Below are 13,518 nucleotides of genomic sequence, written 5' to 3'. Positions count from 1 at the left end.
TCGTTCCGCGATCAGTCGCGGTCCGGCGCGCCCGGCGGAAAATAGCCGCGATAGGGCCGCGCATTCTCGATGCAGCGCGCCACCGAAGGCCGTTCGTTGAGCCGCGCCCGATACGCCTTGAGCGTCGGCATCGTCTCCGGGATGGGCCGCACCCAGTCAGCATAGAACAAGGACGGCGCCGCCGCCACATCGGCCATCGAGAAGCCATGACTGCAAGCCCAACTCCGCCCAGCCAGCCGAACCTCCAGCCAGGCGTAGATCGCGTCCAGCGCGGCCTCGCCTTTCTCGATCCGGCTCTGATCGGGCGCCTCGCGGTTGATCAGATATTCCTGCACGATCGCGTTCATCGGCGTCATCACATGATTGTCGAAGATCCGGTCCATGAACCGCACATCCAGCGCGTCGACCGCGTTGGCCGGCAACAGTGGCGCGCGCTCATAATGCCGCAGGTCCAGATATTCGATGATCGTCGTGGATTCGAAGACCGGCACGCCCTCGTCTTCCAGCACCGGGAATTTGCCGAGCGACCAGTGCTTGCGCAGGTCCGCCATCGCCTCCGCGCTCTCCACGATCCGGTGCTCGAACGGGAGCTCCTTCTCGTAGAGCGCGATATAGGCCTTCCAGCAATAGCTGGAGAAGGGATGCGCGTAGAGCGTGTAGCTCATGCCGGCTGCGCCGCCACGGCTGCTTCGAGCGCGGCAATATCGATCTTGCGCATCGTCATCATCGCCTCGAAAGCGCGCCGCGCCACCTCGGGATCGGGATCGGCGACCAGCTGCGTCAGACGCTTCGGCGTGATCTGCCAGCTGACGCCCCAGCGATCCTTGCACCAGCCGCACTGGCTCTCCTCGCCGCCGTTGGAGACGATCGCGTCCCACAGCCGGTCGGTATGCGCCTGATCGTCGGTATGGATCTGGAAGCTCACCGCCTCGCTATGCTTGAACATCGGGCCGCCATTGAGGCCGATGAATTTCTGCCCGCCCAGCGTGAACTCGACGACCAGCACCGCGCCCTCGCTGGTCGAGGGATTGTCGGACGGCGCGCGCATGGTCTTGTCGACATGGCTGTCGGGCATCAGCGTCACATAGAAGGCGGCGGCCTCCTCGGCCGTGCCGTCGAACCACAGGCATGTGGTGATCGGATTGCTCATGATGTTTCTCCTCAAAGCGGCCCGGACAGCGCGAACTGCGCGCCCTGCGGGTCGGTGCCGATGATGATATGTCCGCCGCCCGGAACCTCGTGCGGCCCCATGTCGATGCTGCCGCCGCCTGCCTTCACGGCCTCGGCCGACTTGGCGATCGAAGGCACGTGGAAATAGTGGCGCCAGAGCGCGGGGCGGTCCTTCTGCTCGACGGTCGCGCCGATGCGCAGATCATCGACATAGAGGAAGCGATAGTCGCCCATCGCCCCCATCGGCATGGACTCGGCATTGGTCCAGCCGAACAGGCTCTCGTAAAAGTCGTGCGCGGCCTTCTGGTCCGTGGTCGAGAGCTCGTTCCATTCGCAATGGCCGTCCGCCTCGACCGCGAAGGCCGTACTCGTGCCGTCCTCGACGGCGCCGCGCATCACATAGAAGGGCGCGCCTTGCGGATCGCTCGCCATGGCGAGCCGGCCGACGCCGGGAATGTCGAACGGAGGCAGGTGGATAGTGCCACCCTTCGCCTTGATCGCCGCCGCCGTCGCATCGACGTCATTGACGCCCACATAGCCGATCCAGATCGGAAACCCGCCGCCGTCGATCATGTCCTGATTGAGAGGCATGATCCCGCCGACCATCGCGTCCGGCGCGTTGATCATGCGATAGTCCATGCCCGGCATGTCACTCTTGTCGCCGATCTTCCAGCCGACCACCGCCGCATAGAAGGCGCGCGCGCCCTCAATGTCGGGCGTCATCAGCTCGTACCAGATATACTCGCCCTGCTTGTTGGGCATCATCTCTCTCCCAGATGGACGATCGGCGAGAAGCCGCCGAAGATCATCCGCTGGCCGTCGAACGGCATCGGATTCTTCTCCGGGTTCATCCGGTCGTCGGTCTTCATCAGATCCTCGATCCTGCCCATGGCCGCATCGCGCGTCGCCTTGTCGGGCCACTCGACCCAGGAGAAGCAGACGGTCTCGTCGTCTCTGGCCTTCACGGCCATGCGGAAATCGGTCTGCTTGCCGTCGGGCACGTCATCGCCCCAGCATTCCAGGATGCGGGTCGCGCCCAGATCCATGAACACACTGTCACCCTTGTTGGCATGGTCGATGAACTTCTGCTTGTCGGCCGTGGGCACGGCCAGAACGAAACCGTCGATATAAGGCATTGATCCTCTCCTTGACGGAAGATGCCCCTCGTTCCTGTTCCCCCGCGAAGGCGGGGGTCCAGACCTCACTCATGATCACGCGGCGGCGTGTCGGCGCTCCGCGCCGAGACTGGACCCCGGCCTTCGCCGGGGAACAGCATATCAGGCACTCTGATCGAGAATCACCGAATACCCGCCATAGATCATCCGCGCGCCGGCCATGGGATTGTCCTCCGGTCCCTTCATGCGCTCGTCCTTCATCATGGTTTCCCAGCCCTTGTCGCGCGTCGCCTTGTCCGGCCACTCGATCCAGGAGAACACCACGTCCTCGCCTTCCTCGGCGATGACGGCGGTGCGGAAATCGTTGGTCTTGCCGACCATGAGATCGTCGTTCCACGTCTCGACCACGCGGGTCGCGCCATATTCGATGAACAATGGGGCCGCCATCTTGGCCATTTCGAGATAGTCGGCTTTGCGGCCCGGCTTCACGGGGCAGAGAAATCCATCGACATAGGTCATGCTGGCACTCCTTCTTCGGCTGGCTTGAAATCGGCCATCTGCGCGGCAAGCGCGGCCTGGAATGCGGGACGGGCCTCGCCCCGCGCGCAATAATCGATGAGGTTCCGGGGTATCGACAACTGATCGGCCGAAAGGTTCCGCAGCGCCTCGACCATCATGAGGTCGCCCACGGTGAAGCGGTCCTCCAGCCAGTTCTTGTCACCGAGCGCGGTCGAGAGGTGCTGGAGACGGCGCTCCATCATGTCGACCTGCGCGGGCCGACGCAGCGTCGCCCATTCCTGCCCCGCGCAGAAGGTATCGATCGTCACCATGTTCATGATGTACGGCTCCATGCTGTTCAGCGCGGAGATGAGCCAGGTCTGGGCACGGGCGCGGCCGACCGGATCGCGCGGCAGCAGCCGCTCGTCCTTTTCGGCGATGTGCAGCACGATCGCGCCGCTCTCGAAAATCTCGACATCGCCTTCCTTGTAATAGGGCACCTGCCCATAAGGCTGCTCGCCGAAATAGTAGGCCGGGCGATCCATCGCGCTGATGAGGCGCGTGCGATAGTCCAGTCCGATTTCCTCAAGCGCCCAGCGGACCCGCAGATCGCGGACATGGCCCCGCGCGAAATCCGGCACCCATTCGAACGCCGTCACCTCGATGGCGGCATCGTCTCTCTGTGGCATCTGATCCTCCTTGGATAAGGTCGGTTCTAACTCTTAGCCCCTCCTCTTCAGAGGAGGGGTTGGGGTGGTGGCGATGCGCCAGCATCGCTCGCGAAGCGAACAATCGGACCGCCCAGCCCCACCCCAACCCCTCCCCTGAAGGAGAGGGGCTAGTCCTAGACGGCCTCTGACTTCATCCCCTTCAGCAGGGCATAAATCGCCATCGCATGGCCATGACCGAGGCCGAAATCGCGCTTCAGGTCGGCGACGATCGTCCCGGCCTTCACGTCCGGTCGCAGCGTGCCGTCATCCACATAGCCCTGCCACACGGCATAGGCACGGAAGTCATCCGGCGTCTGGCCGGTCTTGGCCTGGATAGTGTCCAGATAGGCCTGGAATGACATGGCGCGTCTCCCCGGTTCGTCAGGCTCAGGCCGTCGCGGCCTCGACACCGCCGGACATGGCCGCGTCCATGTCCATCCACACCACTTCCCAGATATGACCATCGGGATCGGCATAGCTGCGGCCGTACATGAAGCCATGATCCTGCTTGGGATTGGGATCGGCCACGCCCCCACTGGCGGCCGCTTTCTCGGTCTGCGCATCGACCACCTCGCGGCTCTCCTCGGAGAGGCAAAGCAGCACCTGCGCCGTCTCATGCGCATTGGGGATCTTGCGGTCGGTGAAGCCGCTGAACCGTGCATGCGTCAGCAGCATCACGCAGATCGTCGGCGACACATGCATCATCTGCGTCGTGCCTTCCTCGCGGAATACCGGATCGGCGGTCGCGCCCAACGCCTCGTAAAAGGCGATTGACTTCGCCAGGTCGGTCACCGGCAGGTTCACGAAGATCATCTTGTCCATCACGCACTCCTCTCGAACTCGCGCCGAGCGAATCGGCTCAACCTTGACAATCGTGGCTTGATGAGTTACATATTGCAACTATGAAGTTAGAAAAAGCAACCAACCGGTCCAAAATGGAGATGAAGGGAAGCGACAGCCGCCGCTTCGATGACGCTTGCGGTATGGCTCATGGCCTTGAATTGCTTGGCGAAAGATGGGCACTCTTCGTCGTCCGCGAGCTTATGCTCGGCCCGCGACGTTTCGGTGACTTGCGGAGCGATCTGCCCGGCATCAGCGCTAATGTGCTGACCCAGCGCCTGCAGGAGCTCGAAGCACGCGGCATCGTCACCAGGACGACCCTGCCGCCGCCGGCCAACGTTCAGGTCTATGGACTGACCCCCTGGGGCTATCGCGCGGAGATCATCGTCAAGGAGTTGGGCCGCTGGGCCGCCGCGTCTCCCGCGCATAATCCCAACCTGCCGATCAGCCCGGTGTCGATGATGCTCTCGCTACGCACGCTGATCGTGCCCGAGCGCGTGGGCGATCTCGATTTCATCGTCGGCTTCCGCTTCGGCGCGCTCGCCTTCCGCGGCCATGTCCGCAAGGGCGAGATCGTCATCACGCGCGAGGAGCCGAAGGACGCGGCCTTCACCTTCTCCGGCACCGCTCCCGGCCTCGGCGCCTTCGTCCACGGCGAAGTGCCGATCCCCGCGCTGGAAGCCGAAGGGCTGCTGAGCGTGGAAGGCGATCCGACGCTGATCGCGGCCTTTCCTGACCTGTTCGAGCTTCCGGAAAAGGTGGTCGTGAAGGACTGATCGCGAACGGTCCCCCTCTCCATTCCGGGGAGGAACCTGAAGATTCCCCTCGACTCCACGCCCGCTCCCCAGCATATGGGACAAAGGGGGAACAAGCAGCCGTGATCGGGACCGTCGCGACAACCGCCTTTCTCGGCCTCGAAGCCCGCCCGGTCGAAGTGCAATGCCGCCTCGTCTCCGGTCTGCCAAACTTCATCGTCGTCGGTCTCGCCGACAAGGCGGTCGCCGAATCCCGCGAGCGCGTGCGCAATGCCATCGCCGCGATCGGCCTCTCGCTCCCGCCCAAGCGCATCACCGTCAATCTCTCGCCGGCCGACCTGCCCAAGGAAGGCTCGCATTATGATCTCCCGATCGCGCTGGCGCTGCTCGCCGCGATGGGCGTGGTCGATGCGGAAGACCTCGCCGAACATCTCGTCGTCGGCGAGCTCGGCCTCGACGGGCGCATCGCGCCCATCCCCGGCGTGCTGCTCGCAGCCCTTCACGCCACCCAGCAAAACCTTACCCTGATCTGCCCGGCCGCGCAGGGCGCCGAAGCCGCCTGGGCAGGCTCCGAAGGCGTCCTCGCCGCGCCTGATCTGCTTAGCCTCATCAATCATCTGAAGGGCAGCAACATCCTCCCGCGCCCGCAGGCCGGCGAGGCCGAGCCCGTGCAGATCGGTCCCGATCTGCGCCAGGTCAAAGGACAGGAGACCGCCAAGCGCGCGCTGGAGATTGCGGCGGCTGGCGGGCACAATCTGCTGATGGCCGGGCCTCCCGGCGCCGGCAAGTCGCTGATGGCCAGCTGCCTGCCCGGTATTCTCCCGCCGCTGACGCCCGCCGAGGCGCTCGGCATTATGTAGCAAACGCACCAGCCTCTAACTGCCCGTAACCTAGCAAATCCGCTAGATTCCCGCAATGACTGACTACGCCCTTGAAGCGCTCAAACGGAAGCGCGCCGACATGACCGACGAGATAGCCCGCTGCCATGCGCGGCTACAGCAACTCAGCACAGACCTAGAGCATGTGGACGCCACGATACGGCTGTTCGCGCCCGACTTCGTGCAGGAGAGCATCTTGCCCAAGGTGTTCATGCCGCCCAAGTCATGGAGCAAGCGAGGGGAGATGAGCCGCGCTGTGCTGTCCATCCTGCGCGTTGCCAAGGGTCCACTGTCCACACGCGAGATTGCCGCCATGATCGTCCAGCAACGCGGCCTAGAGCATGACAAGGGCATTCTAGACGTGATGACGCGCCGTGTCGGGCATGTGCTGCGAGACAAGCGGGATAAGGGGCTGGTGCGGTCTGTGGAAGACACCGGGCTGTGGTTGCAGTGGGAGGTTGTGCGATGATCGGGAAGTGCACGGGGCCGCTCAATGCGGCCCCGTGGTTAGGCGGCTGCTTGGCTTGGCGTTACGTAACTCGACAGCCATATACGTGCTGCAACCGGGGTTGCATTGCTGACTGCCCAGTCCGCGCCCTGCTTCAATTCGACGACGGCCACGTTATCGTTTCGCTGCAGAGTATTTTGGACAACGTCGCGAACGACTGGAGCCGGGCCGACTAAATTTGCCAGCCAAACCGAGTCAGCCATACGCACGGCCTTCCAGCCCGCCATGAGTTGATATAGGCGCCGGTAGTCACGCGGGGGCTTGTTGTCGTAGGTGATGAGGAACTGCGCCATGTCCTTAACTCCCATAACCGCTGGCGATCCACCGGAACGAGCGATAGCCCGGGCCGTTAGACGTCAGCTTGAGGAACTTGCTGCCACGCACGGCCTTGGCCATGCCTTCGTGGAGAGCGCGTGCCGTGCTGTGGGTGACGTGCTCCTTGACGACCCGCATGACTGCATCGAAGCGGTCGCTACGGTTGCACCTAGGACAGGTGACCTTATCGTGAGCTTTCGGATTGGGAACGCTCTGCACCGCGCACTTGCAGGAGCCGCAGAGGATTGTGTGAGAGGTAGTAGTCATCGATTCAAAGCCCTATTCGGGCGGTGAAGCGGGTTGACTTACGACACTAAACCCACCAAAATGGTGGCCTAGCTAGAAATCAACCGCGCTATTCCCGCGGTTCAACATTGGCCCGGAGCGTTAGCGCGCTTCGGGTCTTTGTCGTTATGGGCTGAATCGGAAATCAATACAAGCCAAAATGCCCTCAGATGGCGCAGAATTGACGGCGCCGTCAATATGGTGTCGGGACAACCCCGTGCCCCACAAATCGCTCCAGCGGGCTTCTGGCGGCAATTTATGGGGCATTCTGAAGCTGACAGTTTCCTTTAAAGCGGCCGTATCGTTAATATTCGCCGTTTGTTCACGCCGCCCGCTGCCAATACCCTTTCCAGTTCCGGCTAACGCGGCTCGCCAAACCGGCATCCAGCACCATCGCAGCCTGCATACCGTTATCGACGCGGCGGTTATCTTCGCGCCACGAAGCCTCACGGGCATACTGGCCGAGATACGGGCCAGCGATATGATGATGCGTGCCGACTTCCATGCGGCGCAGGCGCGAGAAGTAGCTTTCCGCCTGGTTGGTGCAGGCGCCCTCGTCAGAAAACGCAACCGAGTGATTGACGCGCTTCGCATCCCAACCGGCATGCAGCGCATCCCAGCCCGTGCCTTCGTCGGCGTGGATCGTAGCGAGCGTGCCGACATGATCGCGGACATAGGGGACGGCGTCGCCTTCGTTGCGCACGATGAACGAAAGCGACTTGCCGCCGCGCTCGCGCATGATGACGACGCACTGGCGCTTGCCGGTGCGGTTCTCTGAGAGACGACGGTCCTTGCGATCTTCCTTGCGGTTTTCCGGCTTGGCGTAACCGCCAAAATATGCGCCGTCGATCTCGACCGTGTTGTTGAGCGTGCGGCCCATTTGCTCGCGCGCCATCGCCTCGCGCAGCTTGTGCGTGAGAACGAAGGCCGTCTTGTACTGGACAGCGAGATCGCGGCTCAGTTGAAGCGCGGCAACGCCCTTCGCGCCGTTCACGAAGATCACGATAGCGGCGAGAAGGTCCGTGAAGCTCATCTTGCGCGAGGCGAAGATCGTGCCGCTCGTCACCGAGAACTGGTGATGGCAGGCAACGCACTTGAACTTGCGGCGCGTGGGAATGTCGTAGCTCTCGACGCAGCCACAGCGCGGGCACACAGCCTCGCCGTCCGTCTCGGGCCAACGCATGGCGCGGAACGTCTCGTAGGCCTTGTCTTCGCCCATGCTGAAAACAGCCTTGAGGCTGATCGTGCGGGCTTTAGCCGATAGGAGGAAGTGTTGCGCCATCGTTTGCGGTGCCTATGCATCGCATATAATGACATATCTGCACTGTTGTCAATGGCATTCGTATCGAATATGATGACATTAACATCATAGAGGATGCAACATGCCGACAGTCAGGCAAATTAGAACCGTAGCGTTCGCCGTAGCCGGATACGCCGTCATCGGCTTCCTGTTGTACGGAGCGTTTGGGAATGGCTGACAATGCCGAATGGGAGGCCCGCGTTAAGGGCCTACTCAAGGCCGAACTAAAGCGCCGGAATGTGAGCTATGCGCAGCTCGTCGATAAGCTCGCTGCTATCGGCGTAGTGGACTCTGAGCCGAATATCAGGAACAAGCTGAGCCGGGGAAAATTCACAGCGGTATTCTTGATCCAATGTCTCGAAGCGATAGGCGTAAGCAGCTTAAGCCTGGCCTGACAGCGGGCATTGCAATATCTGTCCTACTGTCGGTTGGCTTCATCGGCTTCGGGCTTTCAGAGTCCGCCGAATATCGACGGCAAGCCGATTATCAGACTACAGAATATTCCGCTGATACCTACAAGAAGATAACCGAGACCTGTGTCCGCATGACCCCTGTCCAACAGGCTCAATGCGTGAACGATGCTAGCCACGAACGCCGCGCAAATGAGCGCGACGAACAGGATTTGGTAGCTCAAAAACGATCCGCCCTTTGGGCTTACATAATGGGCGCCGCCGCTGTGATCGGCATGTGCTTGAGTGTCGTCGGCGTTTATCTTGTTTACACAACCTTCCAAGCTACGAGGGAGGCCAACAAGATCGGCCAAGATGCGCTGATGGCCGAGCACCGCCCGAGAATCGTTATTAGGCGTGTCGATTTCAAACAATGTGAGAGAGGTATCTACGGGAGCTTTACGGCAACGAACATTGGCGGGAGCGATGCCATATTTCATGCTGCTGGGTGCTGGATTTATTGCATCAAAGGGCCACTTCCAGCCATCCCGCCATATGAAGGAAAATATCGAACCTACGCCGGGAACATTCTCCCTCTGAGAGCGCAACCTAAATCCAGCAGAGTGAGGCCAAGGGGGGCTAAAATGAATTCCGGCGACTGGATGAAGTTCCACTTCATTGCCCGCGAATTCATCGAGATAAATAATCAAGATGGGTATTCCTATGGTCCTCGCTATTACATTATGGGCTGGGTTGATTACAGGCAGGCGAGTGGAAACTATGTGCGCAGAACGTCCTTCTGCCGTGAAATCGGAGACGGGCCGAGTACGACCCTCAAGGCTGTTGAAAATGCCGACTACGAGCATCAAGACTGATGCGAGCGCGCTAATCACGCGCCTTCGCGGCTAAGCCGCGCCCCTTTGGTGCGTTTGCTACATAATGCCGGAGGCGCTCGAAGTCTCGATGGTCGCCTCGGTCGCGGGCACGCTCTCGGGCGGCCGGATCAGCCAGACCCGCCCCTATCGCGCCCCGCATCACAGCGCCTCGATGGCCGCGCTCGTCGGCGGCGGCCTCAAGGTCAAACCCGGCGAAGTCAGCCTCGCTCATCTCGGCGTGCTCTTCCTCGACGAGCTGCCCGAGTTCCAGCGCGCCGTGCTGGACAGCCTGCGCCAGCCGCTCGAAACCGGCGAGGTCAGCGTCGCGCGTGCCAATGCGCATGTGACTTTCCCGGCCCGCGTCCAGCTCGTCGCGGCGATGAACCCCTGCCGCTGCGGCCATCTCGCCGATCCCAGCCTCGCCTGCTCCCGCGCCCCACGCTGCGCGCTCGATTATCAGGCCAAGCTTTCCGGGCCGCTGCTCGATCGCATCGATCTCCATGTCGAGGTCGCCGCCGTCACCGCCGCCGATCTCGTCCTGCCCCCGCCTAGCGAAGGCACGGCGCAGGTCGCCGCCCGCGTCGCCGCCGCCCGCGCCCGCCAGACCGCCCGCGCGCCCGAGACCGGCGGCGCGCGCACCAATGCCGAGCTCGACGGCAAGGCCCTCGAGGACATCGCCACGCCAGACACGCCCGGCCGCGATCTCCTCGCCCAGGCCGCCGCCGCCATGAAACTCAGTGCCCGCGGCTACACCCGCGTCCTGCGCGTCGCCCGCACCATCGCCGATCTGGCCGAGGCGGAGACTGTCGGCCGCGTCCATGTCGCAGAGGCCCTGAGCTACCGCCGCCGCGCGCCAGTGAACTGAAGGAAAACGCCATGGCCCATGCGACCCATGACGACTATTTCACCACGGTGCCCGCCGAGGTGCGCCCGCTGCTCGAAGCCATCCAGGCGGAGGTCGAGCGCGTCGTTCCGACCGCCCAGCGTTGCATCAGCTACCAGATGCCCGCCTATCGTACCGGCACCGGCAAGAACCGCGTCTTCTTCTATTTCGCGGCCTTCAAGAAGCATATCGGCGTCTATCCTCCCGTGCATGACGATGCGCTGCTCTACGAGCTCTCCTCCTGGCGCGGCCCCAAGGACAATCTGATCTTCCCGCTGAAGGAGACGGTCCCGATCGCGCTCATCGGCCGCGTCGCCGCCGCTCTCGCGCAGCAATACGGGCAAGAGGCCGCCGTCGCTCCGCCCGTGAAGTGAACGAAGATTCAGGCCATCTCATCGAAAGCCGTGCGCGCTTCCCGGATCGGGCCGTGCGCGTCCGCCGCCCAATCGAGCAGCGCGATCAGGGGCGCCTGCGCGGATTGCCCGAGCGACGTCAGGCGATACTCGACTGCCGGCGGCCGTGCGCTCAATATATGGCGCGACACCATCCCGTCCCGTTCCAGCTCGCGCAGGGACTGCGAGAGCATTCGCCGCGAAATGTCGGGAACCAGCCGCGACAGCTCGCCGAAGCGGCGTGGCCGGTCGCGCAGCACGAGCAGCAGCAGGATCGTCCATTTGCCGAGCAGCCGGTCGATCACGTCGCGGACCGGGCAGGCCGCGAAGGCGCCGCCGTCCTGCGGCTGCGAGGCCTCGGGCCAGGACATCTCCCCGGAGAGGATCCTGGTCAATCTGGTCGTGGCCGGTCCCATGGTTACGTCAAGCTCCCTACTTTTCGATCGGCACTGGTTACCATATGAGACCAGCACTCATAGCAGAACCAAGCGGAGAAATGAACATGCCTACTATCGCTGTCACCGGCGCGACCGGTGAACTCGGCAAGATCGTCGTTGAGCGTCTCCTGAAAGACCATCCCGGGATCAAGGTCGTGGCCGGAGCGCGCGACAGCGACAAAGCCGCGCCGCTCGCCGCGATGGCCGCGGTGGTCCGCGAACTCGACTATGACCGGCCGGAAACGCTGGCGCCCGCTCTTCAGGGCGTGGACAAGCTGCTGCTGATCTCGGGCAATGCGGTGGGTCAGCGCGTGCCGCAGCACAAGGCGGTGATCGAGGCGGCCAAGGCAGCGGGCGTCGGGCTCATCGCTTATACGAGCGTGTTGCGCGCCGGCGAGACGAGCCTTGCGATCGCCGCCGAGCACAAGGCGACCGAGGCCGTGCTGGCCGAGGCCGGCGTGCCTTATGTCCTGCTGCGCAACGGCTGGTATTGCGAGAATTACGTCTTCCGGCTGACTGCCGCGCTGGAACATGGCGCGCTCGCCCATTGCGCGGGCGACGGCCGCATTTCCGCCGCGACGCGGGCCGACTTCGCGCAAGGCGCAGTCGCCGTGCTGACTTCGGCGGAGGACCAGTCGGGCAAGGTGTACGAGCTGGCCGGCAGCACCAGCTTCACGATGGCCGAGCTGGCGGCCGATCTTTCCCGCCAGAGCGGCAAGTCGGTCCCGGCGATCAATCTGAGCCCGGAAGACTATAGCAAGGCGCTGATCGAGGCCGGCCTGCCCGATTTCATCGCGGGCCTCCTCGCCAAATCGGACCTCGGCGCCAGCGAAGGCGGCTTGTTCGACGACAGCCGGACGCTCGAGACGCTGATCGGCAGACCGACCACCTCCATGTCGGATGTCATCGCCGCCGCGCTCGGCAAGTAGGAGCGGCCCGGTGAGGGGTCTGGCCTCAATCCGGAGGCCTGACCCCTCTCAACCCTTCAGCCGCACCCATGTCGGCGCATGGTCGCTGGCCTTCTCCCGGCCGCGATGCTCCTTGTCGACCTGCGCCTCGATCAGCCGATCGGCGGCGGCGGGCGAGAGCAGCAGATGGTCGATGCGGAAGCCCGCGTCGCGCGGCCAGGCATTCATCTGATAGTCCCAATAGGTCCACACGCCGCCATTGGGATGGCGCGAGGCCAGCGCATCGGTCCAGCCATCGCCCAGCAGCGTCTTGTAGGCCGAGCGGCTTTCCGGCTGCATCAGCGCGTCGCTCGCCATCGCCGCCGGCTTCCAGACGTCGCGGTCGAACGGGATGACATTATAGTCTCCGGCCAGCACCGCCGGCACTTCCTCCGCCCAGATCTGCGCCGCGCGCGCGCGCAGCCGCGCCATCCAGCGGATCTTGTAGTCGAATTTCGGGCCGGGCACCGGATTGCCGTTCGGCAGATAGATGGACGCGACCCGCACGCCGTTCACATCGGCCTCGATATAGCGGCTATGCTCGTCCTCCGGCTCGCCCGCTAGGCTCCGCGTCACTTCGGCCGGGGTCGCGCCCCTGGCGAGGATGGCGACGCCGTTGAAGCCCTTCTGCCCGTGCCAGATCGCGCCATAGCCCGCCTCCTCGATATCCTTGATCGGAAAGCCCTCGTCCTGCGTCTTGATTTCCTGCAGGCAGGCGACGTCCGGCTGCGTCTCGGTCAGCCATTCGATCAGGCGCGGCAGGCGCGCCTTGATGCCGTTGATATTGTAGGTGGCGATGCGCATCCCCGGCTCTTACCCGGTCGGATGCGCGATTAGCTAGACGGAAAAGCTCGTGCCGCAGCCGCAGCCCGCTGTCGCATTGGGATTCTCGACCTTGAACGAGGCGCCGCCGAGATTGTCGATGAAATCGACCGTGGCGCCGCGCACCAGATCGAGGCTCATCGAATCCACGACGAGTTGCACGCCGTCCGTCTCGACGACGAGATCGTCGGCGTCCGGCGCATCGGCGAGGCCGAAACGATACTGGAAGCCCGAGCAGCCGCCGCCTTCCACCGCGAGGCGCAGGATGGCCGGCTTGCTCTGCCGCTGGGCGATCCAGGCGACACGAGCGGCGGCGGACGAAGATAGGGCGATGTCCATGGCGCCAAGATAGGGCCTGTGGTCCGGAACGACAAGCCGGCCTGTCCGCAGTCGCCTTGG

Annotated in this window: 20 protein-coding genes and 2 pseudogenes; 8 read left to right on the top strand and 14 right to left on the bottom strand. The window is 63.4% G+C overall.

Annotated elements, in window-relative coordinates; translation table 11 throughout:
* Positions 1 to 11: 11 nt before the first annotated feature.
* The 8 genes from KM135_RS14850 to KM135_RS14815 all read right to left on the bottom strand — a co-directional run bounded on the left by KM135_RS14850 (position 12) and on the right by KM135_RS14815 (position 4,315).
* Positions 12 to 665: a glutathione S-transferase family protein gene (locus KM135_RS14850; RefSeq protein ID WP_221714809.1), complete on the bottom strand. Its 654-nt coding sequence runs from the start codon at positions 663 to 665 to the stop codon at positions 12 to 14.
* Positions 662 to 1,150, bottom strand: a complete 489-nt coding sequence (locus KM135_RS14845; protein ID WP_221714808.1) for a VOC family protein — start codon at positions 1,148 to 1,150, stop codon at positions 662 to 664. The genes KM135_RS14850 and KM135_RS14845 overlap by 4 nt, the downstream gene beginning before the upstream one ends.
* 11 nt (positions 1,151 to 1,161) lie before the next feature.
* Positions 1,162 to 1,935 (bottom strand): VOC family protein, encoded by a 774-nt coding sequence (locus KM135_RS14840; protein ID WP_246606155.1) that lies wholly within the window; start codon positions 1,933 to 1,935, stop codon positions 1,162 to 1,164.
* Positions 1,932 to 2,306 carry a DUF1428 domain-containing protein gene (locus tag KM135_RS14835; RefSeq protein ID WP_221714807.1) on the bottom strand — a complete coding sequence of 125 codons (375 nt, stop codon included), beginning with the start codon at positions 2,304 to 2,306 and terminating at the stop codon, positions 1,932 to 1,934. Before KM135_RS14835 ends, KM135_RS14840 begins: the two co-directional genes overlap by 4 nt.
* Positions 2,307 to 2,447: 141 nt before the next feature.
* The gene (locus KM135_RS14830; protein WP_221714806.1) at positions 2,448 to 2,804 is read right to left on the bottom strand and encodes a DUF1428 domain-containing protein; all 357 of its coding nucleotides are present in this window, start codon (positions 2,802 to 2,804) and stop codon (positions 2,448 to 2,450) included.
* The gene (locus tag KM135_RS14825; protein WP_221714805.1) at positions 2,801 to 3,472 is read right to left on the bottom strand and encodes a glutathione S-transferase family protein; all 672 of its coding nucleotides are present in this window, start codon (positions 3,470 to 3,472) and stop codon (positions 2,801 to 2,803) included. The genes KM135_RS14830 and KM135_RS14825 overlap by 4 nt, the downstream gene beginning before the upstream one ends.
* Before the next feature lie 155 nt (positions 3,473 to 3,627).
* On the bottom strand, positions 3,628 to 3,855 hold the full coding sequence (locus tag KM135_RS14820) for a DUF4287 domain-containing protein (RefSeq protein WP_221714804.1): 228 nt from the start codon (positions 3,853 to 3,855) through the stop codon (positions 3,628 to 3,630).
* 25 nt (positions 3,856 to 3,880) lie between these two features.
* Complete coding sequence (locus KM135_RS14815) at positions 3,881 to 4,315, bottom strand: VOC family protein (protein WP_221714803.1); 435 nt, start codon at positions 4,313 to 4,315, stop codon at positions 3,881 to 3,883.
* A gap of 80 nt (positions 4,316 to 4,395) precedes the next feature.
* On the opposite strand from KM135_RS14815, the gene KM135_RS14810 reads away from it, so the two are divergent.
* The 3 genes and pseudogenes from KM135_RS14810 (at position 4,396) to KM135_RS14800 (ending at position 6,435) form a co-directional block, all read left to right on the top strand.
* On the top strand, positions 4,396 to 5,109 hold the full coding sequence (locus tag KM135_RS14810) for a winged helix-turn-helix transcriptional regulator (protein WP_221714802.1): 714 nt from the start codon (positions 4,396 to 4,398) through the stop codon (positions 5,107 to 5,109).
* Positions 5,110 to 5,210: 101 nt separating this feature from the next.
* Positions 5,211 to 5,936, top strand: a pseudogene (locus KM135_RS14805) (magnesium chelatase domain-containing protein); the annotation flags it as partial.
* Between the two features lie 67 nt (positions 5,937 to 6,003).
* A complete protein-coding gene (locus tag KM135_RS14800; protein ID WP_221714801.1) occupies positions 6,004 to 6,435 on the top strand; it encodes a hypothetical protein in 432 nt (143 codons plus the stop codon).
* 38 nt (positions 6,436 to 6,473) lie between these two features.
* Here KM135_RS14800 and KM135_RS14795 read toward each other — a convergent pair whose 3' ends face one another.
* The 3 genes from KM135_RS14795 to KM135_RS14785 all read right to left on the bottom strand — a co-directional run bounded on the left by KM135_RS14795 (position 6,474) and on the right by KM135_RS14785 (position 8,356).
* Positions 6,474 to 6,767 carry a hypothetical protein gene (locus KM135_RS14795; protein ID WP_221714800.1) on the bottom strand — a complete coding sequence of 98 codons (294 nt, stop codon included), beginning with the start codon at positions 6,765 to 6,767 and terminating at the stop codon, positions 6,474 to 6,476.
* A gap of 4 nt (positions 6,768 to 6,771) precedes the next feature.
* Positions 6,772 to 6,927: a hypothetical protein gene (locus tag KM135_RS14790; protein ID WP_221714799.1), complete on the bottom strand. Its 156-nt coding sequence runs from the start codon at positions 6,925 to 6,927 to the stop codon at positions 6,772 to 6,774.
* A 469-nt stretch (positions 6,928 to 7,396) separates the two neighbouring features.
* Positions 7,397 to 8,356 (bottom strand): IS1595 family transposase, encoded by a 960-nt coding sequence (locus tag KM135_RS14785; protein WP_221714798.1) that lies wholly within the window; start codon positions 8,354 to 8,356, stop codon positions 7,397 to 7,399.
* A 188-nt stretch (positions 8,357 to 8,544) separates the two neighbouring features.
* On the opposite strand from KM135_RS14785, the gene KM135_RS14780 reads away from it, so the two are divergent.
* The 4 genes and pseudogenes from KM135_RS14780 to KM135_RS14765 all read left to right on the top strand — a co-directional run bounded on the left by KM135_RS14780 (position 8,545) and on the right by KM135_RS14765 (position 10,895).
* Positions 8,545 to 8,769, top strand: a complete 225-nt coding sequence (locus KM135_RS14780) for a DUF6471 domain-containing protein (RefSeq protein WP_221714797.1) — start codon at positions 8,545 to 8,547, stop codon at positions 8,767 to 8,769.
* 176 nt (positions 8,770 to 8,945) lie between these two features.
* Positions 8,946 to 9,638, top strand: coding sequence for a hypothetical protein (locus KM135_RS14775; RefSeq protein ID WP_221714796.1), 693 nt, complete (start codon positions 8,946 to 8,948; stop codon positions 9,636 to 9,638).
* 67 nt (positions 9,639 to 9,705) lie between these two features.
* A pseudogene (locus tag KM135_RS14770) lies at positions 9,706 to 10,503 on the top strand (ATP-binding protein); the annotation flags it as partial.
* 11 nt (positions 10,504 to 10,514) lie between these two features.
* The gene (locus tag KM135_RS14765) at positions 10,515 to 10,895 is read left to right on the top strand and encodes an iron chaperone (RefSeq protein ID WP_221714795.1); all 381 of its coding nucleotides are present in this window, start codon (positions 10,515 to 10,517) and stop codon (positions 10,893 to 10,895) included.
* A gap of 8 nt (positions 10,896 to 10,903) precedes the next feature.
* Here KM135_RS14765 and KM135_RS14760 read toward each other — a convergent pair whose 3' ends face one another.
* Entirely contained in the window at positions 10,904 to 11,329 is a 426-nt protein-coding gene (locus tag KM135_RS14760; protein WP_221714794.1) for a winged helix-turn-helix transcriptional regulator, read from the bottom strand.
* An 86-nt stretch (positions 11,330 to 11,415) separates the two neighbouring features.
* Here KM135_RS14760 and KM135_RS14755 point away from each other — a divergent pair, with 86 nt between their 5' ends.
* On the top strand, positions 11,416 to 12,279 hold the full coding sequence (locus tag KM135_RS14755; protein ID WP_221714793.1) for an SDR family oxidoreductase: 864 nt from the start codon (positions 11,416 to 11,418) through the stop codon (positions 12,277 to 12,279).
* A 48-nt stretch (positions 12,280 to 12,327) separates the two neighbouring features.
* On the opposite strand, the gene KM135_RS14750 is transcribed toward KM135_RS14755, so the two are convergent.
* Together KM135_RS14750 and erpA are read right to left on the bottom strand one after the other, a co-directional pair.
* Positions 12,328 to 13,101 carry an exodeoxyribonuclease III gene (locus KM135_RS14750; protein WP_221714792.1) on the bottom strand — a complete coding sequence of 258 codons (774 nt, stop codon included), beginning with the start codon at positions 13,099 to 13,101 and terminating at the stop codon, positions 12,328 to 12,330.
* Between the two features lie 33 nt (positions 13,102 to 13,134).
* Positions 13,135 to 13,458, bottom strand: coding sequence for an iron-sulfur cluster insertion protein ErpA (gene erpA / locus KM135_RS14745; protein ID WP_221714791.1), 324 nt, complete (start codon positions 13,456 to 13,458; stop codon positions 13,135 to 13,137).
* Positions 13,459 to 13,518 lie beyond the last annotated feature (60 nt).

Origin of the sequence: Sphingobium xanthum (assembly GCF_019737615.1) — a bacterium.
Lineage (GTDB): Bacteria > Pseudomonadota > Alphaproteobacteria > Sphingomonadales > Sphingomonadaceae > Sphingobium > Sphingobium xanthum.
This window is presented reverse-complemented; position numbering and strand designations above follow the sequence as displayed.